19 protein-coding genes are annotated in these 17,491 nt (G+C 71.9%); 9 read left to right on the top strand and 10 right to left on the bottom strand.

Annotated elements, in window-relative coordinates; all coding sequences use genetic code 11:
* Positions 1-16: 16 nt before the first annotated feature.
* Positions 17-1,015: a zinc-binding alcohol dehydrogenase family protein gene (locus tag ACIRSS_RS04020; protein ID WP_400890242.1), complete on the bottom strand. Its 999-nt coding sequence runs from the start codon at positions 1,013-1,015 to the stop codon at positions 17-19.
* 26 nt (positions 1,016-1,041) lie between these two features.
* Positions 1,042-1,626 carry a CGNR zinc finger domain-containing protein gene (locus tag ACIRSS_RS04015; RefSeq protein ID WP_400890240.1) on the bottom strand — a complete coding sequence of 195 codons (585 nt, stop codon included), beginning with the start codon at positions 1,624-1,626 and terminating at the stop codon, positions 1,042-1,044.
* A gap of 145 nt (positions 1,627-1,771) precedes the next feature.
* Here ACIRSS_RS04015 and ACIRSS_RS04010 point away from each other — a divergent pair, with 145 nt between their 5' ends.
* From ACIRSS_RS04010 to ACIRSS_RS03995, 4 genes are all read left to right on the top strand, one after another.
* Entirely contained in the window at positions 1,772-2,404 is a 633-nt protein-coding gene (locus tag ACIRSS_RS04010) for a TetR/AcrR family transcriptional regulator (protein ID WP_400890238.1), read from the top strand.
* A 21-nt stretch (positions 2,405-2,425) separates the two neighbouring features.
* Complete coding sequence (locus ACIRSS_RS04005) at positions 2,426-3,274, top strand: pentapeptide repeat-containing protein (protein ID WP_400890236.1); 849 nt, start codon at positions 2,426-2,428, stop codon at positions 3,272-3,274.
* A 63-nt stretch (positions 3,275-3,337) separates the two neighbouring features.
* Entirely contained in the window at positions 3,338-3,892 is a 555-nt protein-coding gene (locus ACIRSS_RS04000) for a DinB family protein (protein WP_400890235.1), read from the top strand.
* On the top strand, positions 3,889-4,977 hold the full coding sequence (locus ACIRSS_RS03995) for a winged helix DNA-binding domain-containing protein (RefSeq protein ID WP_400890233.1): 1,089 nt from the start codon (positions 3,889-3,891) through the stop codon (positions 4,975-4,977). Before ACIRSS_RS04000 ends, ACIRSS_RS03995 begins: the two co-directional genes overlap by 4 nt.
* Here the strand turns inward: ACIRSS_RS03995 and ACIRSS_RS03990 are convergent.
* Positions 4,974-5,930, bottom strand: coding sequence for a helix-turn-helix transcriptional regulator (locus ACIRSS_RS03990; protein ID WP_400890231.1), 957 nt, complete (start codon positions 5,928-5,930; stop codon positions 4,974-4,976). The two genes, ACIRSS_RS03995 and ACIRSS_RS03990, sit on opposite strands and share 4 nt — an antisense overlap.
* A gap of 111 nt (positions 5,931-6,041) precedes the next feature.
* On the opposite strand from ACIRSS_RS03990, the gene ACIRSS_RS03985 reads away from it, so the two are divergent.
* On the top strand, positions 6,042-6,500 hold the full coding sequence (locus ACIRSS_RS03985) for a nucleoside deaminase (protein ID WP_400890229.1): 459 nt from the start codon (positions 6,042-6,044) through the stop codon (positions 6,498-6,500).
* A 13-nt stretch (positions 6,501-6,513) separates the two neighbouring features.
* Positions 6,514-7,479, top strand: coding sequence for an isopenicillin N synthase family dioxygenase (locus ACIRSS_RS03980; protein WP_400890227.1), 966 nt, complete (start codon positions 6,514-6,516; stop codon positions 7,477-7,479).
* On the opposite strand, the gene ACIRSS_RS03975 is transcribed toward ACIRSS_RS03980, so the two are convergent.
* A complete protein-coding gene (locus ACIRSS_RS03975; protein WP_400890225.1) occupies positions 7,473-7,916 on the bottom strand; it encodes a hypothetical protein in 444 nt (147 codons plus the stop codon). The genes ACIRSS_RS03980 and ACIRSS_RS03975 overlap by 7 nt on opposite strands.
* 121 nt (positions 7,917-8,037) lie before the next feature.
* Complete coding sequence (locus ACIRSS_RS03970; RefSeq protein WP_400890223.1) at positions 8,038-9,309, bottom strand: diguanylate cyclase; 1,272 nt, start codon at positions 9,307-9,309, stop codon at positions 8,038-8,040.
* A gap of 227 nt (positions 9,310-9,536) precedes the next feature.
* On the opposite strand from ACIRSS_RS03970, the gene ACIRSS_RS03965 reads away from it, so the two are divergent.
* Together ACIRSS_RS03965 and ACIRSS_RS03960 are read left to right on the top strand one after the other, a co-directional pair.
* Positions 9,537-10,496 carry a chitinase gene (locus ACIRSS_RS03965; protein WP_400890221.1) on the top strand — a complete coding sequence of 320 codons (960 nt, stop codon included), beginning with the start codon at positions 9,537-9,539 and terminating at the stop codon, positions 10,494-10,496.
* Between the two features lie 155 nt (positions 10,497-10,651).
* Entirely contained in the window at positions 10,652-12,025 is a 1,374-nt protein-coding gene (locus ACIRSS_RS03960) for a purine-cytosine permease family protein (RefSeq protein WP_400890219.1), read from the top strand.
* On the opposite strand, the gene ACIRSS_RS03955 is transcribed toward ACIRSS_RS03960, so the two are convergent.
* On the bottom strand, positions 11,989-12,477 hold the full coding sequence (locus ACIRSS_RS03955) for a hypothetical protein (RefSeq protein ID WP_400890217.1): 489 nt from the start codon (positions 12,475-12,477) through the stop codon (positions 11,989-11,991). The genes ACIRSS_RS03960 and ACIRSS_RS03955 overlap by 37 nt on opposite strands.
* Positions 12,478-12,604: 127 nt before the next feature.
* Positions 12,605-14,386, bottom strand: a complete 1,782-nt coding sequence (gene murJ, locus ACIRSS_RS03950; protein ID WP_400890215.1) for a murein biosynthesis integral membrane protein MurJ — start codon at positions 14,384-14,386, stop codon at positions 12,605-12,607.
* A gap of 122 nt (positions 14,387-14,508) precedes the next feature.
* Between murJ and map the strand changes: the two genes are divergently transcribed.
* On the top strand, positions 14,509-15,291 hold the full coding sequence (gene map / locus ACIRSS_RS03945) for a type I methionyl aminopeptidase (RefSeq protein WP_400893376.1): 783 nt from the start codon (positions 14,509-14,511) through the stop codon (positions 15,289-15,291).
* Between the two features lie 36 nt (positions 15,292-15,327).
* On the opposite strand, the gene ACIRSS_RS03940 is transcribed toward map, so the two are convergent.
* From ACIRSS_RS03940 to ACIRSS_RS03930, 3 genes are all read right to left on the bottom strand, one after another.
* On the bottom strand, positions 15,328-15,585 hold the full coding sequence (locus ACIRSS_RS03940; protein WP_400890213.1) for a hypothetical protein: 258 nt from the start codon (positions 15,583-15,585) through the stop codon (positions 15,328-15,330).
* A 466-nt stretch (positions 15,586-16,051) separates the two neighbouring features.
* Positions 16,052-16,648: a TetR/AcrR family transcriptional regulator gene (locus ACIRSS_RS03935; RefSeq protein ID WP_400890211.1), complete on the bottom strand. Its 597-nt coding sequence runs from the start codon at positions 16,646-16,648 to the stop codon at positions 16,052-16,054.
* Positions 16,645-17,481, bottom strand: a complete 837-nt coding sequence (locus ACIRSS_RS03930) for an SDR family oxidoreductase (RefSeq protein WP_400890209.1) — start codon at positions 17,479-17,481, stop codon at positions 16,645-16,647. The genes ACIRSS_RS03935 and ACIRSS_RS03930 overlap by 4 nt, the downstream gene beginning before the upstream one ends.
* Positions 17,482-17,491: the final 10 nt, after the last annotated feature.

The following is a 17,491-nucleotide window of genomic DNA, read 5'->3' as shown; positions in this document are numbered from 1 at the left end:
CGTCCTCTGTGGACGATCAGCTCGGCCGGATGGCCAGCAGAACGCGGCCGAACGGGCCGTCCTCGGCGAGGTGGCGTTGCGCCTGCGCGGCCTGCTCCAGCGGGAACACGCGGTCAACCAGGGGCGTGATCTCCTTGCGGGCGACCAGATCGAGCAACTGCTTGTTCGCGGCGTTGATCTGCTCCGCGGTGAACAGTGCGAACCGGAAGCCGTGGATGTGGGTGTTCTTCCAGATGAGGTCGGTGACGTCGATTTCGGTGCGGGTGCTCGCCGCATACCCGATGCTGACGAGGGTGCCGTCCACCGCCAGCGCGCCCAGCGCCGCGCCGGTCACGGAGCCGCCGACGCCGTCGAGGACGACGTCGACGCCGCGGCCGCCGGTCAGCCGGTGCACGCCGTCGCGCAGGGACTCGGTGGACAGGTCGATCACCTCGAACCCGAGCGCGCGGCCGCGTTCGGCCTTCGCGGTGGTCGTGGCCGTGGTGATCGCCGCGCCGGCGCCGAGCACCCGGGCGACGTCCACGCCGCCCTGCCCGACGCCTCCCCCGACACCGGGCGCGAGGACGGTCTGCCCGGGACGGAAGCCGGCGAGTTCGGCGAGCGCCAGGTACGCAGTGAGGTGGCCGGTCGCGGCGGTGAGCGCGGCCGCGGCGGTGTCGTCGACACCGTCCGGAACGGCCACCACGTGCCGCGGGTCGACGGCGATGTACTCGGCCCACGCGCCGTCGGCGCCCACGCCGTACCGGCCGCCGCTGAGGATGACGCGGGTGCCGGCCGGCACCCCGCTCGCGCCGGGCTCGGCGAGGACGCCCACGCCGAACCCGCCGGGCCGGATCGGCAGCGGTTTGACGGCCGCGGCGGGGAGTTTCCCGCGGCGGACGGTCTCTTCCAGCGGGTTCACGCCCGCGAAGGTGAGCCGCACGAGCGCCTGGCCATCGGCGGGGACCGGAACCGGGACGTCGACGGTTCTGAGGACGTCGTAGCCGCCGAACTCGTCGTACTGGATCGCGCGCATGGCGCCCCTTCTTTCGAAATAGGTGTTCAAGATTCGACTCTTTCGGTGCGTTGCCGCTCGCGGAAAGCGCGCAGATTGGCGGGGTTGCCGCAGACGCGCACGTCGTGCCAGGTGCCGCTGTTGTTGCGCGAGCGGTCGAAGAACGCGGCTTCGCACCGGTGGTTGCGGCAGGTTTTGAGACGGCGCCAGGTGTCGGCCGCCTGGGCCTCCGCGATCGCGATCAAAGCGACCGAAGCCAGGGCCCGCCAGCCGGTGCCCCGCGGTTCCGGCCGGACCCGGCCGTCCGACCCGAGGCGCAGCACCACCCCGGATTGGTGTTCCGGCGCGGGCGGTCCGTCCGCGCGCGCCACGTGGGCGTGCAGATCGACGCGGAGGTCGCGGAGGGGGTCGAGGTCGTCTTCGCCGAGGGTCACGGCGGGCAGGTCCTGACCGGTCTCCTCGGTCCAGGCAGCCAGGGCCCCGTCGGCCCAGCCCTGCGCCAACGCGACGTCGGCAAGCAGGTCGGGCTGCCGGGGACGGCCGGCGGACCGGGTGTTGAGCAGGTCGTGGACGAACCCCAGGCCACCCGGGGCCGGGGAGAGGTCGTAGCGCGCTGTTGCGGGCCAGGTCATGAAATAAGCATGGCTCTTTTACTTATTTCGTGCGCGAGTTTGTGCGCCAGGTCACCGCACTGCTCGGCCTCAGGTCAGCCCGTACTTACAATGAGGGTGACCGGAGCCGGCCATCCTGGGCGGTGGGGTCTGGGAGGATCACCGGATGACGATGTCGCTGTCGGCCGATCTCTGGCCGGATGTGCAGCCCGAGACCGCTCGCCGGTTGATGCTGGCCGGGGTCGAGGCCTTCGCCAAGCGGGGTTACCACGCCACCACCACGCGGGACATCGCCGGAGCCGCCGGGATGAGTCCGGCCGCCCTCTACGTGCACTTTCCGTCCAAGGCCGCGCTGCTGTTCGCCATCAGCCGGTACGGCCACGAGCAGACCCTCGCCCTCGTCGAGAACGTCGTCGCGAAGGAGTCGGATCCAGTCGAACGGATCCGGCTGATCGTCGAGGACTTCGTCGCCTGGCACGCGCGGCGCCACACCGTCGCCCGGGTCGTCCAGTACGAGCTGCAGGCCCTGCCCGAGCAGGAGTTCGCCGTGGTCGCCGAGCTGCGGCGGCGCATCGAGCGGATCGTCCGCGAGGTCATCGCCGACGGCGTCGAGGAGGGCGTCTTCACGGTCTCCGACGCGCACACCTCGGCCCGCGCGGTGCTTTCCCTCGGCGTCGACGTCGCCCGCTGGTACACCGAGCGCGCCCGCCAGACCCCGGCCGCACTCGGCAAGGAGTACGGCGACCTGGTGCTGCGCATGCTCGGCGCGTCGCGGCCCGACACGCCGGTCACCGGCTGAGCGATCGTGGTGCCGACGCCCGTGTCCAGGCCACGGCGGTGGGGACGGAACGTCCTCCTGGCCGCGCTGGGCCTCGCCCTCCTGGCCGCCTGCACCACCGTCTTCCCGGTGCTGATCGTGCGCGCCGAGGTCACCACCGCGCAGCTCACGGCGCTGTCGCCGGCCGACTACGTGAAAGCCGTCAACGACGCGCGGGCCACGCTCCTGCAGGGCGTCGCCGGAGCGGTTCTGCTCCTCGGCGCCTACGGCACGTGGCGCCAGCTGAGGCACAACGTGGACGACAGCCGGCAACAGCGGGAGATCGAACGCCAAGGCCAGATCACCGAGCGGTTCGGACGTTCGGTCGAGCTGCTCGGCCACGACAGCCTGTCCGCCCGGCTGGGCGGCGTCTACGCACTCGACCGGATCGCGTGGGAGTCCGCACGCGACCGGGAAGCCATCGTGCACGTCCTCGCCGCCCACGTGCGCACCCGGTCGCCGTGGCCACCGCCGGACGGCTCCGGGTACCCGGCGGATCAGCCGATCGACGCCACGCCGCCGCTGCGCGTCCGGGCCAGGGACGTCCAAGCCGCGCTCACGGTCCTGGGCCGGTGGGGCCCCACCGAGGACAGCAGCCGGTCCTGGCCGACCGCCGACCTGAGCCACGCCGACCTGCGGCTGGGGAATCTCGAGAACGCCCGGCTCTGGCGGGTCCGGCTCCACGGCGCGAACCTGGCCCAGGCCAACCTCTGTGGCGCGGACGTGCGCGGAACGGATCTGGAAGAGACCGTCGTCGACGGCACCGACTTCGAGGGCGCCCTGGCGGACGACACCACGTGGTGGCCCGCCGGCTTCGACCCCCTTTCGGCCGGGGTGCGCAACGGTGGGTGAACACACTCGACCGTGCCGCAATAGCGGACACAACCTGTCCGCTATCCCTGACACGCTGAGCGCATGACCACCGACACCGAACGCGACGACCTGATCGCCGAGTTCGCGACCGCCCGGGCCGCCCTCCGAGCCACCACCGACGGCCTCACCGACGAGCAAGCCGGCGCGACCCCGACCGTCAGTGCCCTCTGCCTCGGCGGGCTCCTCAAGCACGTCGCCTCGATGGAAGAAAGCTGGCTCCGCTTCGTCGTCGAAGGGCCGTCGGCCATGCGGTTCGACCTCCCCGACGGCGTGACCTGGGCCGACATCGTCACCGGGACCGCGCGCGAGTACCCGCGGTGGGTCGTCGACCACCAGAACGAGTTCGCCATGCAGCCCGGCGACACCCTCACGAAGATCCGGGCGCGCTACGAAGACGTCGCCAAGCGCAGTGACGACGTCATCCGGACCGTGCCCGACCTCTCCGTGACGCACCCGCTGCCCGACGCGCCGTGGGACCGGCCGGGGCAGCAGTGGACCGCGCGGCGGGCGATCCTGCACGTCATCGCCGAGACCGTGCAGCACGCCGGGCACGCCGACATCCTCCGCGAGACCCTCGACGGGCAGAAGTCCACGTGACCGTTCTCGGCACCGGCGCCCTCAACCGCGCGACGCTCGCCCGGCAGCTCCTGCTCGACCGCGCCGACCTGCCCGTGCACGACGCCGTCGCGCACCTCGGTGGCCTGCAGGCGCAAGAACCGCAGGAACCGTTCACCGGGCTGTGGTCGCGGCTGCGGAACTTCGACCCGGCGGCGCTGTCGGACCTGCTCACCGGACGGCGGGTCGTGCGGACGCACCTGATGCGCCGGACCGTCCACCTGCTCACCGCCGACGACGTCCTCGCCTGGCGGACGCGCTTCGACGCCATGCTGCGCCAGCGCGTCCTCGGCGTCTACCGGCGGGAGCTCGACGGCGTCGACCTCGAGGAACTCGAAGCAGCCGGGCTCGCCGTCCTGGCCGACGGCGAGCCGCGGTCGATGGGGGATCTCGCGCGGGCGGTCGCCGACCGGTGGCCGGCCGCCGGGCCGCGGCCGCTCGGCGAAATGCTGGTCGCCGCACTGATCCCCGTCGCGCAGCTGCCGCCGCGGGGGCTGTGGCGCGTCAAGGCCGGCGTGCGGAACCTGCCGCTGGCGACGTGGCTCGGCCGCGACGTCGACCCGCTCGATCCGGACGACGCCGTCGGGCGGACGCTCGTGCGGCGCTACCTGGCGGCGTACGGTCCGGCGGCGACCGCGGACGTGCGCGCGTGGTCCGGTCTGGCCGGGCTGCCGGCGGCGGTGAAAGCCGTCCGCGACGAGCTGGTGGTCTTCCGCGACGAGCGCGGCCGCGAACTGCTCGACCTGCCGGACGCGCCGCGCCCCGCCCCGGAGACGCCCGCCCCCGTGCGGTTCCTGCCGGCGTTCGACAACGCGATCCTCGGCTACGACGACCGGACCCGCGTGATCGACGACGCCCACCGCGGGCTCTCGGTGGCCGGCGAGCGGGTGGTGCTGGTCGACGGCCGGGTGTCGGCGACGTGGACGGTCGAGGACGACACCGTGACCGTGCGGCCCTTGCGAAAACTGGCCAAGACCGAACGCCGCGAGCTACTGGAAGAAGGCAGCGAGCTGGCGGCCTTCCTGAGCGACGGCGAAAGCGATTGCGTCCGGCTCGAAGCGGGCTAGCCGACCGCGCGGGCGAAGCGCTCCGACACCTCCCGCAGCCGTTCCACCAACCCCGGCGGGGCCTCCTCCACCACGAAGTCGTGCCCCCACTGCGCCAGGTAGTACGGGACCGTGTCCAGGGTGTTCGCCCCGGTCCGGACCCGGCAGCTGTGCTCGTCGATCGGCTCGACCGCCCCCGTCGTCGGCGGCACCCGCGCCGCCACCACCGCCGCGGGTGCCGCCACGCGCAGCACCAGCTGGTGCTGGTACGGCGCCGACGAGATCTGCCGCGACACGTACGCCGCCAGGTCGTCGGCCGGCGGTTCGCGCGGCGTGAACCGGAAGCTCGGCGCCGGCACCGCCGTGATCCGGTCGACCCGGAACGTGCGCCAGCCGGCCCGGTCCAGGTCGTACGCGACCAGGTACCAGCGCCGTCCCGTGTGGACCAGGCGCAGCGGCTCGACCGACCGCTCCGTCTCCGTGCCGGCGTGGTCGCCGTAGGGGAACCGCAGCCGCTCGTGGTCGCGGCAGGCCGCCGCGATCACCGTCAGCACCGACGCGTCCACCGTCGGGCCGCCACCCGGGAGCGACACCGTCGCCGCGCCCAGGGCGCTCACGCGTGGCCGCAACCGCGCCGGGAGCACCTGCTCCAGCTTCGCCAGCGCGCGCACGGACGTCTCCTCGATGCCGCTGACCGTGCCGCTCGCCGCCGTGCGCAGGCCGACCGCCACCGCGACCGCCTCGTCGTCGTCCAGCAGCAACGGCGGCAGCGCGGCCCCCGCGCCGAGCCGGTAGCCGCCGGCGACGCCGGGCGTCGCGTGCACCGGGTACCCCAGGGACCGCAGGCGTTCGACGTCGCGGCGGATCGTGCGGACGTCGACCTCCAGCCGCGACGCGAGGTCCGCGCCCGGCCAGTCGCGGCGAGCCTGCAGCAGCGACAGCAGCCTGAGCAGGCGTTCCGATGTCCCGTACATGGGACGCAGTGTGCCAGACATCGAGGACAGGATCGGTCCGCGATCCGCCGGAAGGTGCAGTTGAATCGTCAAACACTTGCCATGGACCGCGTCGGCCGGAAAGAGTGACGCATGCCGATCGACCCGGACGCCCTGCTGGCCGTCGCCCGTGAAGAAGCCGAGCTGGGCAAGGCCGAGGGCGGGGTGCCGATCGGGGCCGCGCTGTTCGACACCGCGGGCACCCTGCTCGGCCGCGGGCACAACCGGCGCGTGCAGGACGACGACCCGTCGATGCACGCGGAGACCTCGGCCTTCCGCAACGCCGGGCGCCGCCCGCACTACCGCGACACGATCATGGTCACGACGCTTTCGCCGTGCTGGTACTGCTCCGGGCTCGTCCGTCAGTTCGGGATCGGGCGCGTCATCATCGGCGAGGCGAAGACGTTCCACGGCGGGCACGACTGGCTCGCCGGGCTCGGCGTGGAGATCACCCTGCTCGACGACCCGGTCTGCACCGCGCTGATGACGGAGTTCATCGCCGCGCGCCCGGACCTGTGGTTCGAAGACATCGGGGTGGAGAAGTCCGAATAGGACAGGAGCCGGTATGCCGTCAACCGTTCCCCTCGTGGACCTCTCGCCGTGGTTCGCGGGCACGTCCGAGGGCCGGGCCGAGGTGGCGACGCGGATCGACGCGGCGCTGCGGGAGTCCGGGTTCCTGCTGGTCACCGGGCACGGCGTGCCGGACGACCTGCGCCGCCGGACGCGTGAGCTGGCGCGGGAGTTCTTCGCGCTGCCCGAAGACGTCAAGCAGCGCTACGCCGTCACCGTCGGCGGCCGCGGCTGGCTGCCGCCGGGCGTCGAGGCCAACGGCTACGCCGAGGGCACCGAGACTCCGCCGGACCTCAAGGAGTCGTTCTCCGCGGGCGCCGACCTCGGTGTCGGCGTCGCCGAGATCGACGGGTTCTGGTTCCAGCCCAACGTCTGGCCGGTCGAGGTCCCGGGCCTCGCCGAGACGGCGACCGAGTACATGCGCCGGATGCGCGCGCTGTCCGACCACCTCCTCGAGATCTTCGCGGCGGCGCTCGGCCTCGCCGAAAGCCACTTCACGCGGCACACCGCGCACCCGACGTACACGTTCAACATCAACTGGTACCCGCCGATGACCCACGTGGGCGCGCCGGAACCGGAGCAGTTCCGGATCGGCCCGCACACCGACTTCGGCACGGTCACGGTGCTCGACCGCCAGGACGGCGTCGGCGGCCTGCAGGTCTACACCGCCGACGGCGAGTGGGAGGACGCGCCGTTCCACCCGGACGCGTTCACGGTGAACATCGGCGACCTGATGGCCCGCTGGACGGGCGACCGCTGGCGGTCGACGCGCCACCGCGTCCTCCCCCCGGCGGCCACCGCCCCGGACGAGGACCTGGTGTCGCTGATCTTCTTCTACGAGACCGACCACGACGCGCGGATCACGTCACTGGCCCCACCCCTGGGCCGGACGACGTACCCGGAAGTGATCGCTTCGGACTACCTCCGCGAGAAGCTGAACGCGATCACGGTCACTCAATAGCAGATTTGCTTCGCGGTCGCGGCCGGGACCTTTTCGCACAATTCCCCCGTGCCGGCGTTCACCGGAACCCAGCTCCCGTTCCGGTGGGTGAAGAGAATGCGGCCACCGTCGATTTCGTTGGTGAAGTGCGCGAACGCCCACGGGGCGACGCAGTGGATGCGCTGCAGACCCTTGCCGTCGACGATCAGCGCGCCGGAAAACTTCTCGTCCGCCTTGAGCGCGGCTTCCAGCGCGGCCTTGGTCGCCGAGGCGCAGGCGTTGTCCTTGGCCGGTACCGGCTTCACGACCTGCGGGGACGTGGTGGCCTGCGCGGGCGCGGCGGCCGTGGTCGCGGCCGGCGTCGTCGTCGCGGGCTGCGTGCTCTGCCCGACGTCCGCATTCTGCTGACCGGTGCACGCCGAAAGCACGACCGCGGCCGCCACACCGGTTCCGGCCACGACGGCACGACGAAGTGAACGCATTTGTTCCCCCTGAATCCCCCGACGGCCCCTCGCCGCCTTCCTGCCATTCAAGACGCCCGGCGGTATGCCCGGTTGTACGCCTTCCCTAACGGAAGGATCACGACGCCGGTTCGGCGCAGATGGTCCGGTTCCGGCCCGCCGCCTTCGCGCGCAGCACCGCCGCCTCCGCCGCCAGCAGCGCGTCCGCCAGCTCCCCGCCGGGCGGGCAGCCCGCGACGCCGATCGACACCGTCACGCCGACGAACTGCGGGCCGTCGCCGGAGGCCTTCAGCGCCACCAGCGTCGAGGCGATCCGCAGCCGGATCCGCTCGGCGATCGCCATCGCGTCGAAGCGGCCGGTGCCGGGCAGCAGCACCGCGAACTCCTCGCCACCGGACCGGCCCACCAGATCGGCGGCGCGGACCTCGTCGCGCAGGGTGTCGGCGACCGCGCGCAGGACGGCGTCGCCGATGCGGGCGCCGTAGCGGTCGTTGAGCTGGCGGAAGTGGTCGAGGTCGAGCACCAGGACCGCCTGGCCGGGGCCGTGGCGGCCGAGCCGGTCCAGTTCGGCTTCGGCGGCGCCGCGCCACGACGCCGCCGTCAGCACGCCCGTGCCGGGGTCGAGGGTCACGTGGTCGCGGCGGCCGTGACCGAGCCCGCCGCGGTGCAGCACGACGGTGGCGCCGGCCAGCACCGGGACCAGCAGCGGCGCGGCCCCGACGGCCCAGGCGAGCGGCAGGGCGGACGCCGTCATCGCGGCGTCGAAGGCGTGGCCGGGAAGGGCCGCGCGGAGCCGGCGGGGGCCGTCGGCGGCAGTGACGAGCGCGGCGTTCACCGCCAGGAACACCACGCCGGCGACGGTCAACAGGGCGACGGTGCGGTTGTCGACGACCGCACCGAGCGGGCGGACGCCGGTCGCGGTGAGGAACGCGCCGGCGATGAGAGCGGCCAGCGCCGTCGCGGCGGCGCCGAACACCTGCCGGTACCCGGGTCTTCTGCGGACCCGGAACCACTGGTGCAGCGCGGAGAGCACGACCAGTGCGACGGCGAGGCCCGGCCGGAGCACGAGCACCCCGGCGAAGATCCACGGCGTGTCGACGCCGGGGCCGAGGAGGGTCTCCTCGCGGTGGCGCTCCACGGTCCGGGCGAGCTCGGCCGAGACCAGCATGCCGCCCAGGAGCAGCGCGAACGGCGTGAGCATGGCGGCGAGCGGCGGGAACCGCAGCGCCGCGAGCACGGCCGCGGCGACGGCGAGGACGTCGATCGCGACGAGGTAGAGGACCTGGCCGCGGCGCGGCAGCCGCCAGAGCGCCCAGCGCCGCGGCACGACGGCGGGCAGGATCCGGCCCGGGCGGCGTCCTCCGCCGGCGGCGACCGAATCCCCCACCATTTCGGCAAAGTAGCCGGAATGCCGGGCGGTGTCACTCCGCCTTCAGGGGAATCTCACACCGCCGACGCTCGGCACCCGCGCGCGCACGGTGAGTCATTTTCGCGACCGAAGGAGGGTTGACACGCAACATTGGTCTAGTCCACTGTGTGGTGGCACACAGCGCTCCTCCCGGGTTGATCCCGCCGCCTCAAACCGGAGGTGCTCCACTCGCACATTGGAGGACCCCCATGCAATCAGTGCGCCGTCTGGTGACCCTCGCGCTCGCGGCCGGAGCCGCGATGGCGACGGCGGTCGGTCTCGCCCCGCAGGCCATGGCCGCGGTCGACCCGGTGCTCGCGTCCCCGTACCTGTACCAGTGGGGCGGGCAGACGAGCCCGACCGCGGCGATGTCCGCGACCGGCGTGAAAGCGTTTACCCTCGCGTTCGTCCTGTCGGACGGCACCTGCAACCCGAAGTGGGACGGCAACCGTTCGCTGACCGGCTCCGACAAGACGATGATCCAGAACATCCGCAACGCGGGCGGGGACGTGATCCCGTCCTTCGGCGGCTGGTCCGGCACGAAGCTGGGCTCGAAGTGCACGTCGGCCTCGGCGCTGGCGGGCGCGTACCAGAAGGTGATCGACGCCTACGGTCTCAAGGCGATCGACCTCGACATCGAGAACACCGACGAGTTCCAGAACAACACGGTGCAGGACCGCATCCTCAACGCGGTCAAGCTGACCAAGCAGAAGAACCCGAACCTGAAGGTCGTCATCACCATCGGCACGACCACGACCGGCCCCGACTCGTGGGGCAAGCGCCTGATCAACCAGGCCAAGGCGATCGGCGCCCCGGTCGACGTCTGGTCCGTCATGCCGTTCGACTTCTCCAGCGGCGGTGACATGGCCGCGCACACGAAGTCCGCGGTCGACGGGCTGAAGAACCAGCTCAAGACCACGTTCGGCTGGAGCGACGACACCGCCTACCGGCACAGCGGCCTCTCCTCGATGAACGGCAAGACCGACAACGCGGGCGAGACGGTCACGGTGGCGAACTTCAACTCGATCCGCGGCTACGCGACCAGCCACCACCTGGCCCGCTTCACGTTCTGGGCCACCAACCGCGACTGCAGCGGCGGCGGCGAGTGCAGCGGCATCACGCAGGACAAGTACGCGTTCACGAAGATCGTCGCCGGGTACGCCGGCTGACACCGAGGCCCGTAGTGGGGCTGTCGGAGGCCCTCTCACCGGCATCGGGGCCGGTGAGAGGGTCTTCGCGGGGTACCGGTCAGCGGAAACCGTGCCGGTGAGCGGGCCCCGGATTCCGTCACACCGCCGAAACTTCCGTCACCTACCTTCGTCCCATGGCGAACTCCGAAGCGGCCGGTTACGGCGACAAGCTGGTCGCGGTCGAGCCCGGCGGGGTCGAGCCCGTCGCCGACGCCGACCGGCACGGCACACCCCGGCAGCTGGTCTGGACCTGGGCCTCGCCCAACCTCGAGTTCGCCACCGTCTTCGTCGGCGTCCTCGCCGTCACCGCCTTCGGGCTCTCCTTCACCCAGGCCGCGCTCGCCGCGGTCGTCGGGAACGGGCTCGGCGCCTTGGCCCACGGCGTCCTGAGCGCCCGCGGTCCGCGCTACGGCGTGCCGCAGATGGTGCTCGGGCGGGCCGCCTTCGGCTACCGCGGGAACGTGCTGCCCGCGGCGCTGATGTCGGTCATGGCCGGGGTCGGCTGGTTCGCCGTCAACAGTGTCAGCGGGGCCTTCGCGCTGGCCAGCCTCACCGGGCTCCCGACGCTCGCCTGCCTCGTGCTCGTCGTCGCGCTGCAGATCGTCGTCGCCTTCTTCGGGCACAACCTCGTGCAGGCGTACGAAAAGTACGTCTTCGCCGTCCTGGCCGTCGTGTTCGCCGCGGCCAGCGTGGTCGTCTTCGGCAAGGCCGGCGCGACCACCAACTCCGGCAGCGTGGGCGGGTTCCTGCTCGCCGTCGGGACGGCGTTCGGCTACACCGCCGGCTGGAACCCCTACGCCGCCGACTACACGCGCTACCTGCCGAAAACCGCGTCACCCCGCGCGATCGGCCTCTACGCCGGGAGTGGCCTGTTCCTTTCCACGACCGTCCTGATGCTCGCCGGCGCCGCCTCGACGACCATCGCGGGCCCGGCCGACGACAACCCGACGACGGCGTTCACCGGGCACCTGCCCGGTTTCCTCGCCGCCGCGACGCTGCTGGCGATCACGCTCGGCGCCGTCGCCGCGAACGTCCTCAACGTCTACTCGGGCGCGCTCGCCTTCCTCGCGCTCGGCGTCCGGCTGCCGCTGGCCTGGCGCCGCGCCGCCGTCGCGCTGGCGTTCGGCGCGGTCGGGTTCGTGCTGGCCTGGCTGGGGCTCGCCGACGCCGGGCACGCGTACGAGAACTTCCTGCTCGTGATCGCCTACTGGATCGGCCCGTGGCTCGGCGTGCTGCTGGCCGACCACCACCTGCGCCGCGGCACGGAGTTCGGCGACCTGCTCTTCGACAAGAACCACCGCAACGTCGCCGGGTTCACCGCGTTCCTCGTCGGGCTGGTGGTGTCCGTCGGGCTGTTCGCGAACCAGGCGCTCTACACCGCGCCGGTCCCGAAGGCGGTGCCCGGCACCGGCGACCTGACGTTCGCCGCCGGGTTCGTGCTCGCCGCCGGCACGTACCTCCTGCTGCGGCGTCAGCGCACCGGCGTGCCGTCGCGGCGGCAGCCGTAGGGGGAACAGCGGTTCCAGTCCCCGGTGGGCGACGGCAGGGTGACCGTGATCGTCGGCGACGGCTTCAGCTCGATCGTCACCGTCGGGGTCGGAGTCGGCGTCGGCGTCTTGCGCGCGTGCATCACCACCGGGGACGGCGTCGTCGTCTGAGTCGGCACGGCGACCGCCGTCGACGTCGGGACGCCCGTGGCCGGCTGCAGCTGCGGGAACTGCGTGGTTCCCGGGATGGGCTCGGGCCGCGACGCCAGGACGACCACCAGCCCGCCCAGCACCACCAGCACCGCCGCCGCCAGCGCGAGCCGGCCCGCCGCGCCGCGCGGCTCGTCGCCGGGGTCGCGCCGGGCGGCCGTCTCGGCCGACCGCGAGCCGGGCCGCCTCGGGCGCAGCCCGGCCTGCTGCAGCAGTTCGTCGACCGAAACCCGGTCCCGCCGCCTGCGCGCCCTGCGCGTCATGCACGACCTCCGCCCCATAGCTGATCGGGGTGGATATTAGGAAGCCGCGCCGGAATTGTAAACGCGCTGATCGCAGCGGTCTCGTTACCGTTCCGAGACATCCGGATCGCGTTCCCGGCCGTAGTCGTCAACGAGAGGCGAACCGCCGCAGGAGACCGGCCACGCGCCGGGTCACCGGGGTGAACTCCGGGAGCCGCAGCAACGCCAGCAAGCCGAACGGGACGGCCATCCCGAGCAAGGTCTGGACCGGCAGTTTCACCCACGCCCCCGCGATCTCGCCGAGGGAGCCGGGCACGGCGTAGCCGGCGAGCACCGCCGCCCCGACGCCGAGCGCGCTGACCGACAGCGTGATCAGCCCGACGCGCAGGGATCGCTTGCTGCGCAGGTGCCCGAGCCGGACCCACAGCCAGACCTGGCCGAGCACGGCACCGACGACGAACCCGGCGCCGTTGACGAGCATCACGCCGTAGACGATGTGCTCGCCGTCGAGCAATCCGCGGCACAGCAGCAGCAACGGGATCTTGACCGCGGTCATCACGAGCATGATGAGCGTGGGCGTGCGGGCGTCCTTCATCGCGTAGAACACCCGCAGCTGCAACATGACCAGCGCGAAGGGCAGCAGCCCGACGGCGGAGACGGCGAGCGTCTGGCCGAGCCGCTCGGCGTCGGCGAGGGTGCCGCGGCCCCAGGTGAAGATCGCGATGCCGACCGGCGTGCCGACGACGGCCAGCACGGCGGAGATCGGCACGAACAGCACCGTCGAGATGCGGGAGGCGAGCGAGAGGTCGCCGACGAGCGAGACCGTGTCGCCGTCGGCGGCGGCGCGGCTCATCCGCGGCATCAGCGCGGTGAGCAGCGAAACGCCGAGGATGCCGTACGGGAGCTGGAAGAGCAGGGACGCGTAGCTGTAGGCCGTGACGCCGCCGCTGCTGCCGTGCGTCAGCACGCGGGTGGTGACGACGAACCCGACGTGGCTGACCACGACGTAGCCGAGGATCCACGCGGCCAGCCCGCCGAACTCCTTGATCCGCGGGTCGAAACCCCAGCGCCAGCGGAACCGGAACCCGGTGCGCAGCAACGCGGGGATCAGCACCGCGGCCTGCACGACGATGCCGAGCGTGGTGCCGAGGCCGAGGACCAGCAGCTTCGGGTCGCCCATCCGGACCGGGTCGAGCGTCAGCTCCCCCGGCACGACGGCGAACACGACGAGCGTGCCGGTGACGACGACGTTGTTCAGCACCGGTGCCCAGGCCGGCGGGCCGAAGACGTTCTGCGCGTTGAGGATCGCCGAGAGCAGCGCGAAGAGGCCGTAGAAGAGGATCTGCGGCAGCAGCAGGTACGCGAGCGCGGTGGTCAGCGGCGGGTTGGCGGTCGCGGACGATTTGTCGACGTAGAGCGCGGTGAACAGCGGCGCGATGGCCACCGCGACGGCCGTGCCGACGGTGAGCAGCACCAGCGCCATCGTGATCAGCCGCTGCGTGTAGGCGCGGCCGCCGTCCGGGTCGTCCTGGGAGCGGACCAGCAGCGGCACCACGACGCTGGCGAGCACGCCGCCGAAGAGCAGTTCGAAGACGATGTTCGGCAGGGTGTTCGCGACGGTGAAGGAGTCGTTGACGACCCCGGTGCCGACGACGGCGGCGAGCAGCAGCTTCGCGACGAACCCGGTGATCCGGCTGACGGTCGAGGCGACGGCCATCCGGCCGCTCGAGCGGGCGAGCGACGAACCGGCGCCCTCGCCGCGGCCGGCGGAGACGGGCGAGGCGGGCGGCCGCGCGACGATCTGCGTGGCGAACTCGTCGTAGGGCCGCCGCGAGACGTCGGGGTCGCGGGTCGGCCAGTGGGCGCCGCGCAGCTCGCTGGGGAGGAAGACCGTCGCCTCGTCGTCGACCGGTGGTGGGGGTTCCGCCATGGCCCAAGCCTGCCAGGTCGGACGGGTTTCCGGCGCCTTCCCACCCGGACTGGTATTCCTATACCGGGACCGTGCTACGGTAGCGGTATAACTATACCGACCTGGTGGGACGCGAGGTTTTCGTGATCGAACTGAAGACGCCTGCGGAAGTCGACCGCATGCACGTGACGGGACGCTTCGTCGCCGAGATCCTCACCGAGGTCGGCCGGCTCGCCGATGTGGGCGTCAACCTGATGGACCTGGAACACCACGCGCGCGGGATGATCAAGCGGCGCGGCGCAGAGTCGTGCTACTGGGACTACGCGCCGTCGTTCGGCAAGGGTCCGTTCCGCAACGTGATCTGCCTGTCGGTCAACGACGCCGTCCTCCACGGCCTGCCGCACGACTACGTGCTGCGCGACGGCGACGTGCTCACCGCCGACCTCGCGGTCAGCATCGACGGGTGGGCGGCCGACTCGGCGCGCACGGTCATCGTCGGCACGCCCGCCGAGGAGGACCTGCGGATCATCCGCGCCACCGAAGAAGCCCTGGAAGCGGCGATCGAGGCGGCGCGCCCGGGCAACCGGCTGGGTGACATCTCCGCGGCGATCGGGGCGGTGGCACGCGAGTACGGCTACCCGGTCAACACCGAGTTCGGCGGGCACGGCATCGGCCGCACCATGCACGAGGACCTGCACGTTCCCAACAAGGGCGCGCCCGGGCGCGGGATGAAGCTCCGGCCGGGCCTGACGCTGGCGCTCGAACCCTGGTTCGCGCGCACGACCGACCGGATCGTCTACGACCCCGACGGCTGGACCATCCGGTCGGCCGACGGCTCCCGCACGGCCCACTCGGAGCACACGGTCGCCGTCACCGAAGGCGCCGCCCGCGTGCTCACGCGACGAGAGGGCGAATCGAACGGATGAGCGAACAACGACGGTGCGTGACGCGCGAGCAGGTGCTCAGGCGGCGACGGTGATCTCGAGTGCGGCCCGGCCGGCTTCGGTCAGTTCGGCGGGGACCCGGCCGGTGGCGGCTTCGGCGGCGGGGCGCAGGTAGCCACCGTGGGCGAGCGCGTGGGCCGTCATCTGATCGCAGCACGCGAATCCGTCGATGAAGAGGTCGGGCTCGCAGCTGCACGACATCTGCGCACGTCCAGCGGCCACCGCCTTCAGCATCGCCATCGCGCGGTGGGTGAGCTCGACTCCTGAACCGGACACCGGACTGCCTTCCTCTGCGGTCTTGCTACGTATAGTCATTCGCCCGTTGGGCCGATTGTGTTACTTACAACACTATGACGGTTCGGAGCAGGTTCGGGTTCCGGTGGGTCTCGGTTGGTGTCGGTGAACGGTTGGGGGGTCTCGGCGAGCGGTCGTTGGGCTTTGGGGCGGACGGTCGGTGGGCTTTGGACTTGCTCACTGCCCGCACGTTCAAAAGATGTCCTCGCCGGACGGGCAGGCTCTGGGATGGCCTCCGCTGTCTTCCTGCTTCTTGCAGGTGGTTGCTGGGTGGTCATCCCGTCGCCTGACCGAGGCCTATCACTTTGAGCCAGGCCCGCAAGCTTGCGCTCTCTTCTCGCGTTGATCTGTGGGTTGCGGGCCTGGCTCAAAGTGATTTAACGGCCTCAGGCGACGGGATGACCACCCAGCACTTCTCTCGGGGTCCCGAGCGGACTCACCGTCCGGCTCAGCCGAGCCTAAGCTCCAGTGTTCGCGCCCACTCCCTGATGATCTGCTTGCGGCGGCGGGCGTCGTCCGTGAGCAAGTTCGCCAAGCCCAGGCCGCGGCCCAGGTCGAGGGTGGCCTGGACCAGCTCGCGTACCCCTGGCCGGGACTCGTCCACGCCGAGGAGCTCCACCGCCACCCGGTGTGCCTCGCGGCCGACCCTCGCCTCCAGGGGCACCAGCACGTCACGCAGGGACTCGTCCGTCGCCGCCACCGCCCACAGCTGCAGGGCCGCTCGGAACAGCGGCCCGGTGTAGAGGTTCAGCACCATCTCGACCACGCGCTCGGTGCGGGACGGTCCGCTCGGCAGGTCGGCGGCCTGCGCGCGCAGCTCGTCGATCTGGGCCTCGCCGAGCAGGTCGACCGCCGCCACCACGAGGTCCTCGCGCGTCGGGAAGTGGTGCTGGGCCGCGCCGCGCGAGACGCCGGCGCGCTCGGCGATGGCGGCCACCGTGACGCCGTGCCAGCCGCGCTCGGCGAACCCGTCGAGCGCGGCCTCGATCAGCCGCCGCCGCGTCGTGCGGCTGCGTTCCTGCTGGGGTTCGCGGACGCCGGTCAAGCCGGTTCGACCCAGAAGTCGAGCTGCAGGTCTTCCTCCGCGGTGTCGCCGACGCGGTACTTCCCGAAGTCGGTGACGCCCTCGGCCCGCAGCACCTCGTCGTCGAGGAAGAAGTTGCCGGTGACCTCGCGGCTCGGCTTGGTCAGGATCGCGTACGCGGCGTCGGCCATGATCTCCGGCGTCCGGCTGCGCGACGCCAGCTCCGCCCCGACGACGTTGCGGATCGCCGCCGTGTCGATCGTGGTGCGCGGCCACAGCGAGTTGACCGCGACGCCGTCCTGGCGGAGTTCCGCCGCGAGCCCGACGGTCACCAGGCTCATCGAGTACTTCGCGATGCTGTACGCGAGGTGGCCGGCGGTGAACCACTTCTCGTCGAGGCTGATCGGCGGCGACAGCGTCAGGATGTGCGGGTTCATCCCCTGCCGGAGGTGCGGGATGGCCAGTTTGGACAGCAGGAACGTGCCGCGCGCGTTGATGTCCTGCATCAGGTCGTAGCGCTTCATGCTGACCTGCTCGGTCGGCGTCAGGTCGATCGCGCTGGCGTTGTTCACGACGATGTCGATGCCGCCGAACTGCTCGACGGTCTTCGCCACCGCGGCGGCGACACCGTCGTCGTCGCGGACGTCGCCGAGGATCGGCAGCGCTTGACCGCCCGCCTTCTCGATCGCCTCGGCCGCGGTGTAGATCGTGCCCGGCAGCTTCGGGTGCGGCTCGGCGGTCTTGGCCAGCAGCGCGATGTTGGCCCCATCGGCAGCCGCCCGGAGCGCGATCGCCTCGCCGATGCCGCGGCTGCCGCCCGACATGATGATCGTCTTGCCGTCCAAAGTAGACATGGCGACTCTC

This window comes from Amycolatopsis sp. NPDC101161 (assembly GCF_044768185.1).
Taxonomy (GTDB): Bacteria; Actinomycetota; Actinomycetes; order Mycobacteriales; family Pseudonocardiaceae; genus Amycolatopsis.
This window is presented reverse-complemented; position numbering and strand designations above follow the sequence as displayed.

Bases quoted from the DNA above. Each gene is read 5' to 3' on its own strand.
- ACIRSS_RS03955 (WP_400890217.1), bottom strand. From the start codon at position 12,477: ATGACGCGCAGGGCGCGCAGGCGGCGGGACCGGGTTTCGGTCGACGAA.
- ACIRSS_RS04015 (WP_400890240.1), bottom strand. From the start codon at position 1,626: ATGACCTGGCCCGCAACAGCGCGCTACGACCTCTCCCCGGCCCCGGGT.
- ACIRSS_RS03960 (WP_400890219.1), top strand. From the start codon at position 10,652: ATGGCGAACTCCGAAGCGGCCGGTTACGGCGACAAGCTGGTCGCGGTC.
- ACIRSS_RS03970 (WP_400890223.1), bottom strand. From the start codon at position 9,309: ATGGTGGGGGATTCGGTCGCCGCCGGCGGAGGACGCCGCCCGGGCCGG.
- ACIRSS_RS03965 (WP_400890221.1), top strand. From the start codon at position 9,537: ATGCAATCAGTGCGCCGTCTGGTGACCCTCGCGCTCGCGGCCGGAGCC.
- ACIRSS_RS04000 (WP_400890235.1), top strand. From the start codon at position 3,338: ATGACCACCGACACCGAACGCGACGACCTGATCGCCGAGTTCGCGACC.
- ACIRSS_RS03985 (WP_400890229.1), top strand. From the start codon at position 6,042: ATGCCGATCGACCCGGACGCCCTGCTGGCCGTCGCCCGTGAAGAAGCC.
- ACIRSS_RS03980 (WP_400890227.1), top strand. From the start codon at position 6,514: ATGCCGTCAACCGTTCCCCTCGTGGACCTCTCGCCGTGGTTCGCGGGC.
- murJ (WP_400890215.1), bottom strand. From the start codon at position 14,386: ATGGCGGAACCCCCACCACCGGTCGACGACGAGGCGACGGTCTTCCTC.
- ACIRSS_RS04010 (WP_400890238.1), top strand. From the start codon at position 1,772: ATGACGATGTCGCTGTCGGCCGATCTCTGGCCGGATGTGCAGCCCGAG.
- ACIRSS_RS04020 (WP_400890242.1), bottom strand. From the start codon at position 1,015: ATGCGCGCGATCCAGTACGACGAGTTCGGCGGCTACGACGTCCTCAGA.
- ACIRSS_RS03990 (WP_400890231.1), bottom strand. From the start codon at position 5,930: ATGTACGGGACATCGGAACGCCTGCTCAGGCTGCTGTCGCTGCTGCAG.
- ACIRSS_RS03930 (WP_400890209.1), bottom strand. From the start codon at position 17,481: ATGTCTACTTTGGACGGCAAGACGATCATCATGTCGGGCGGCAGCCGC.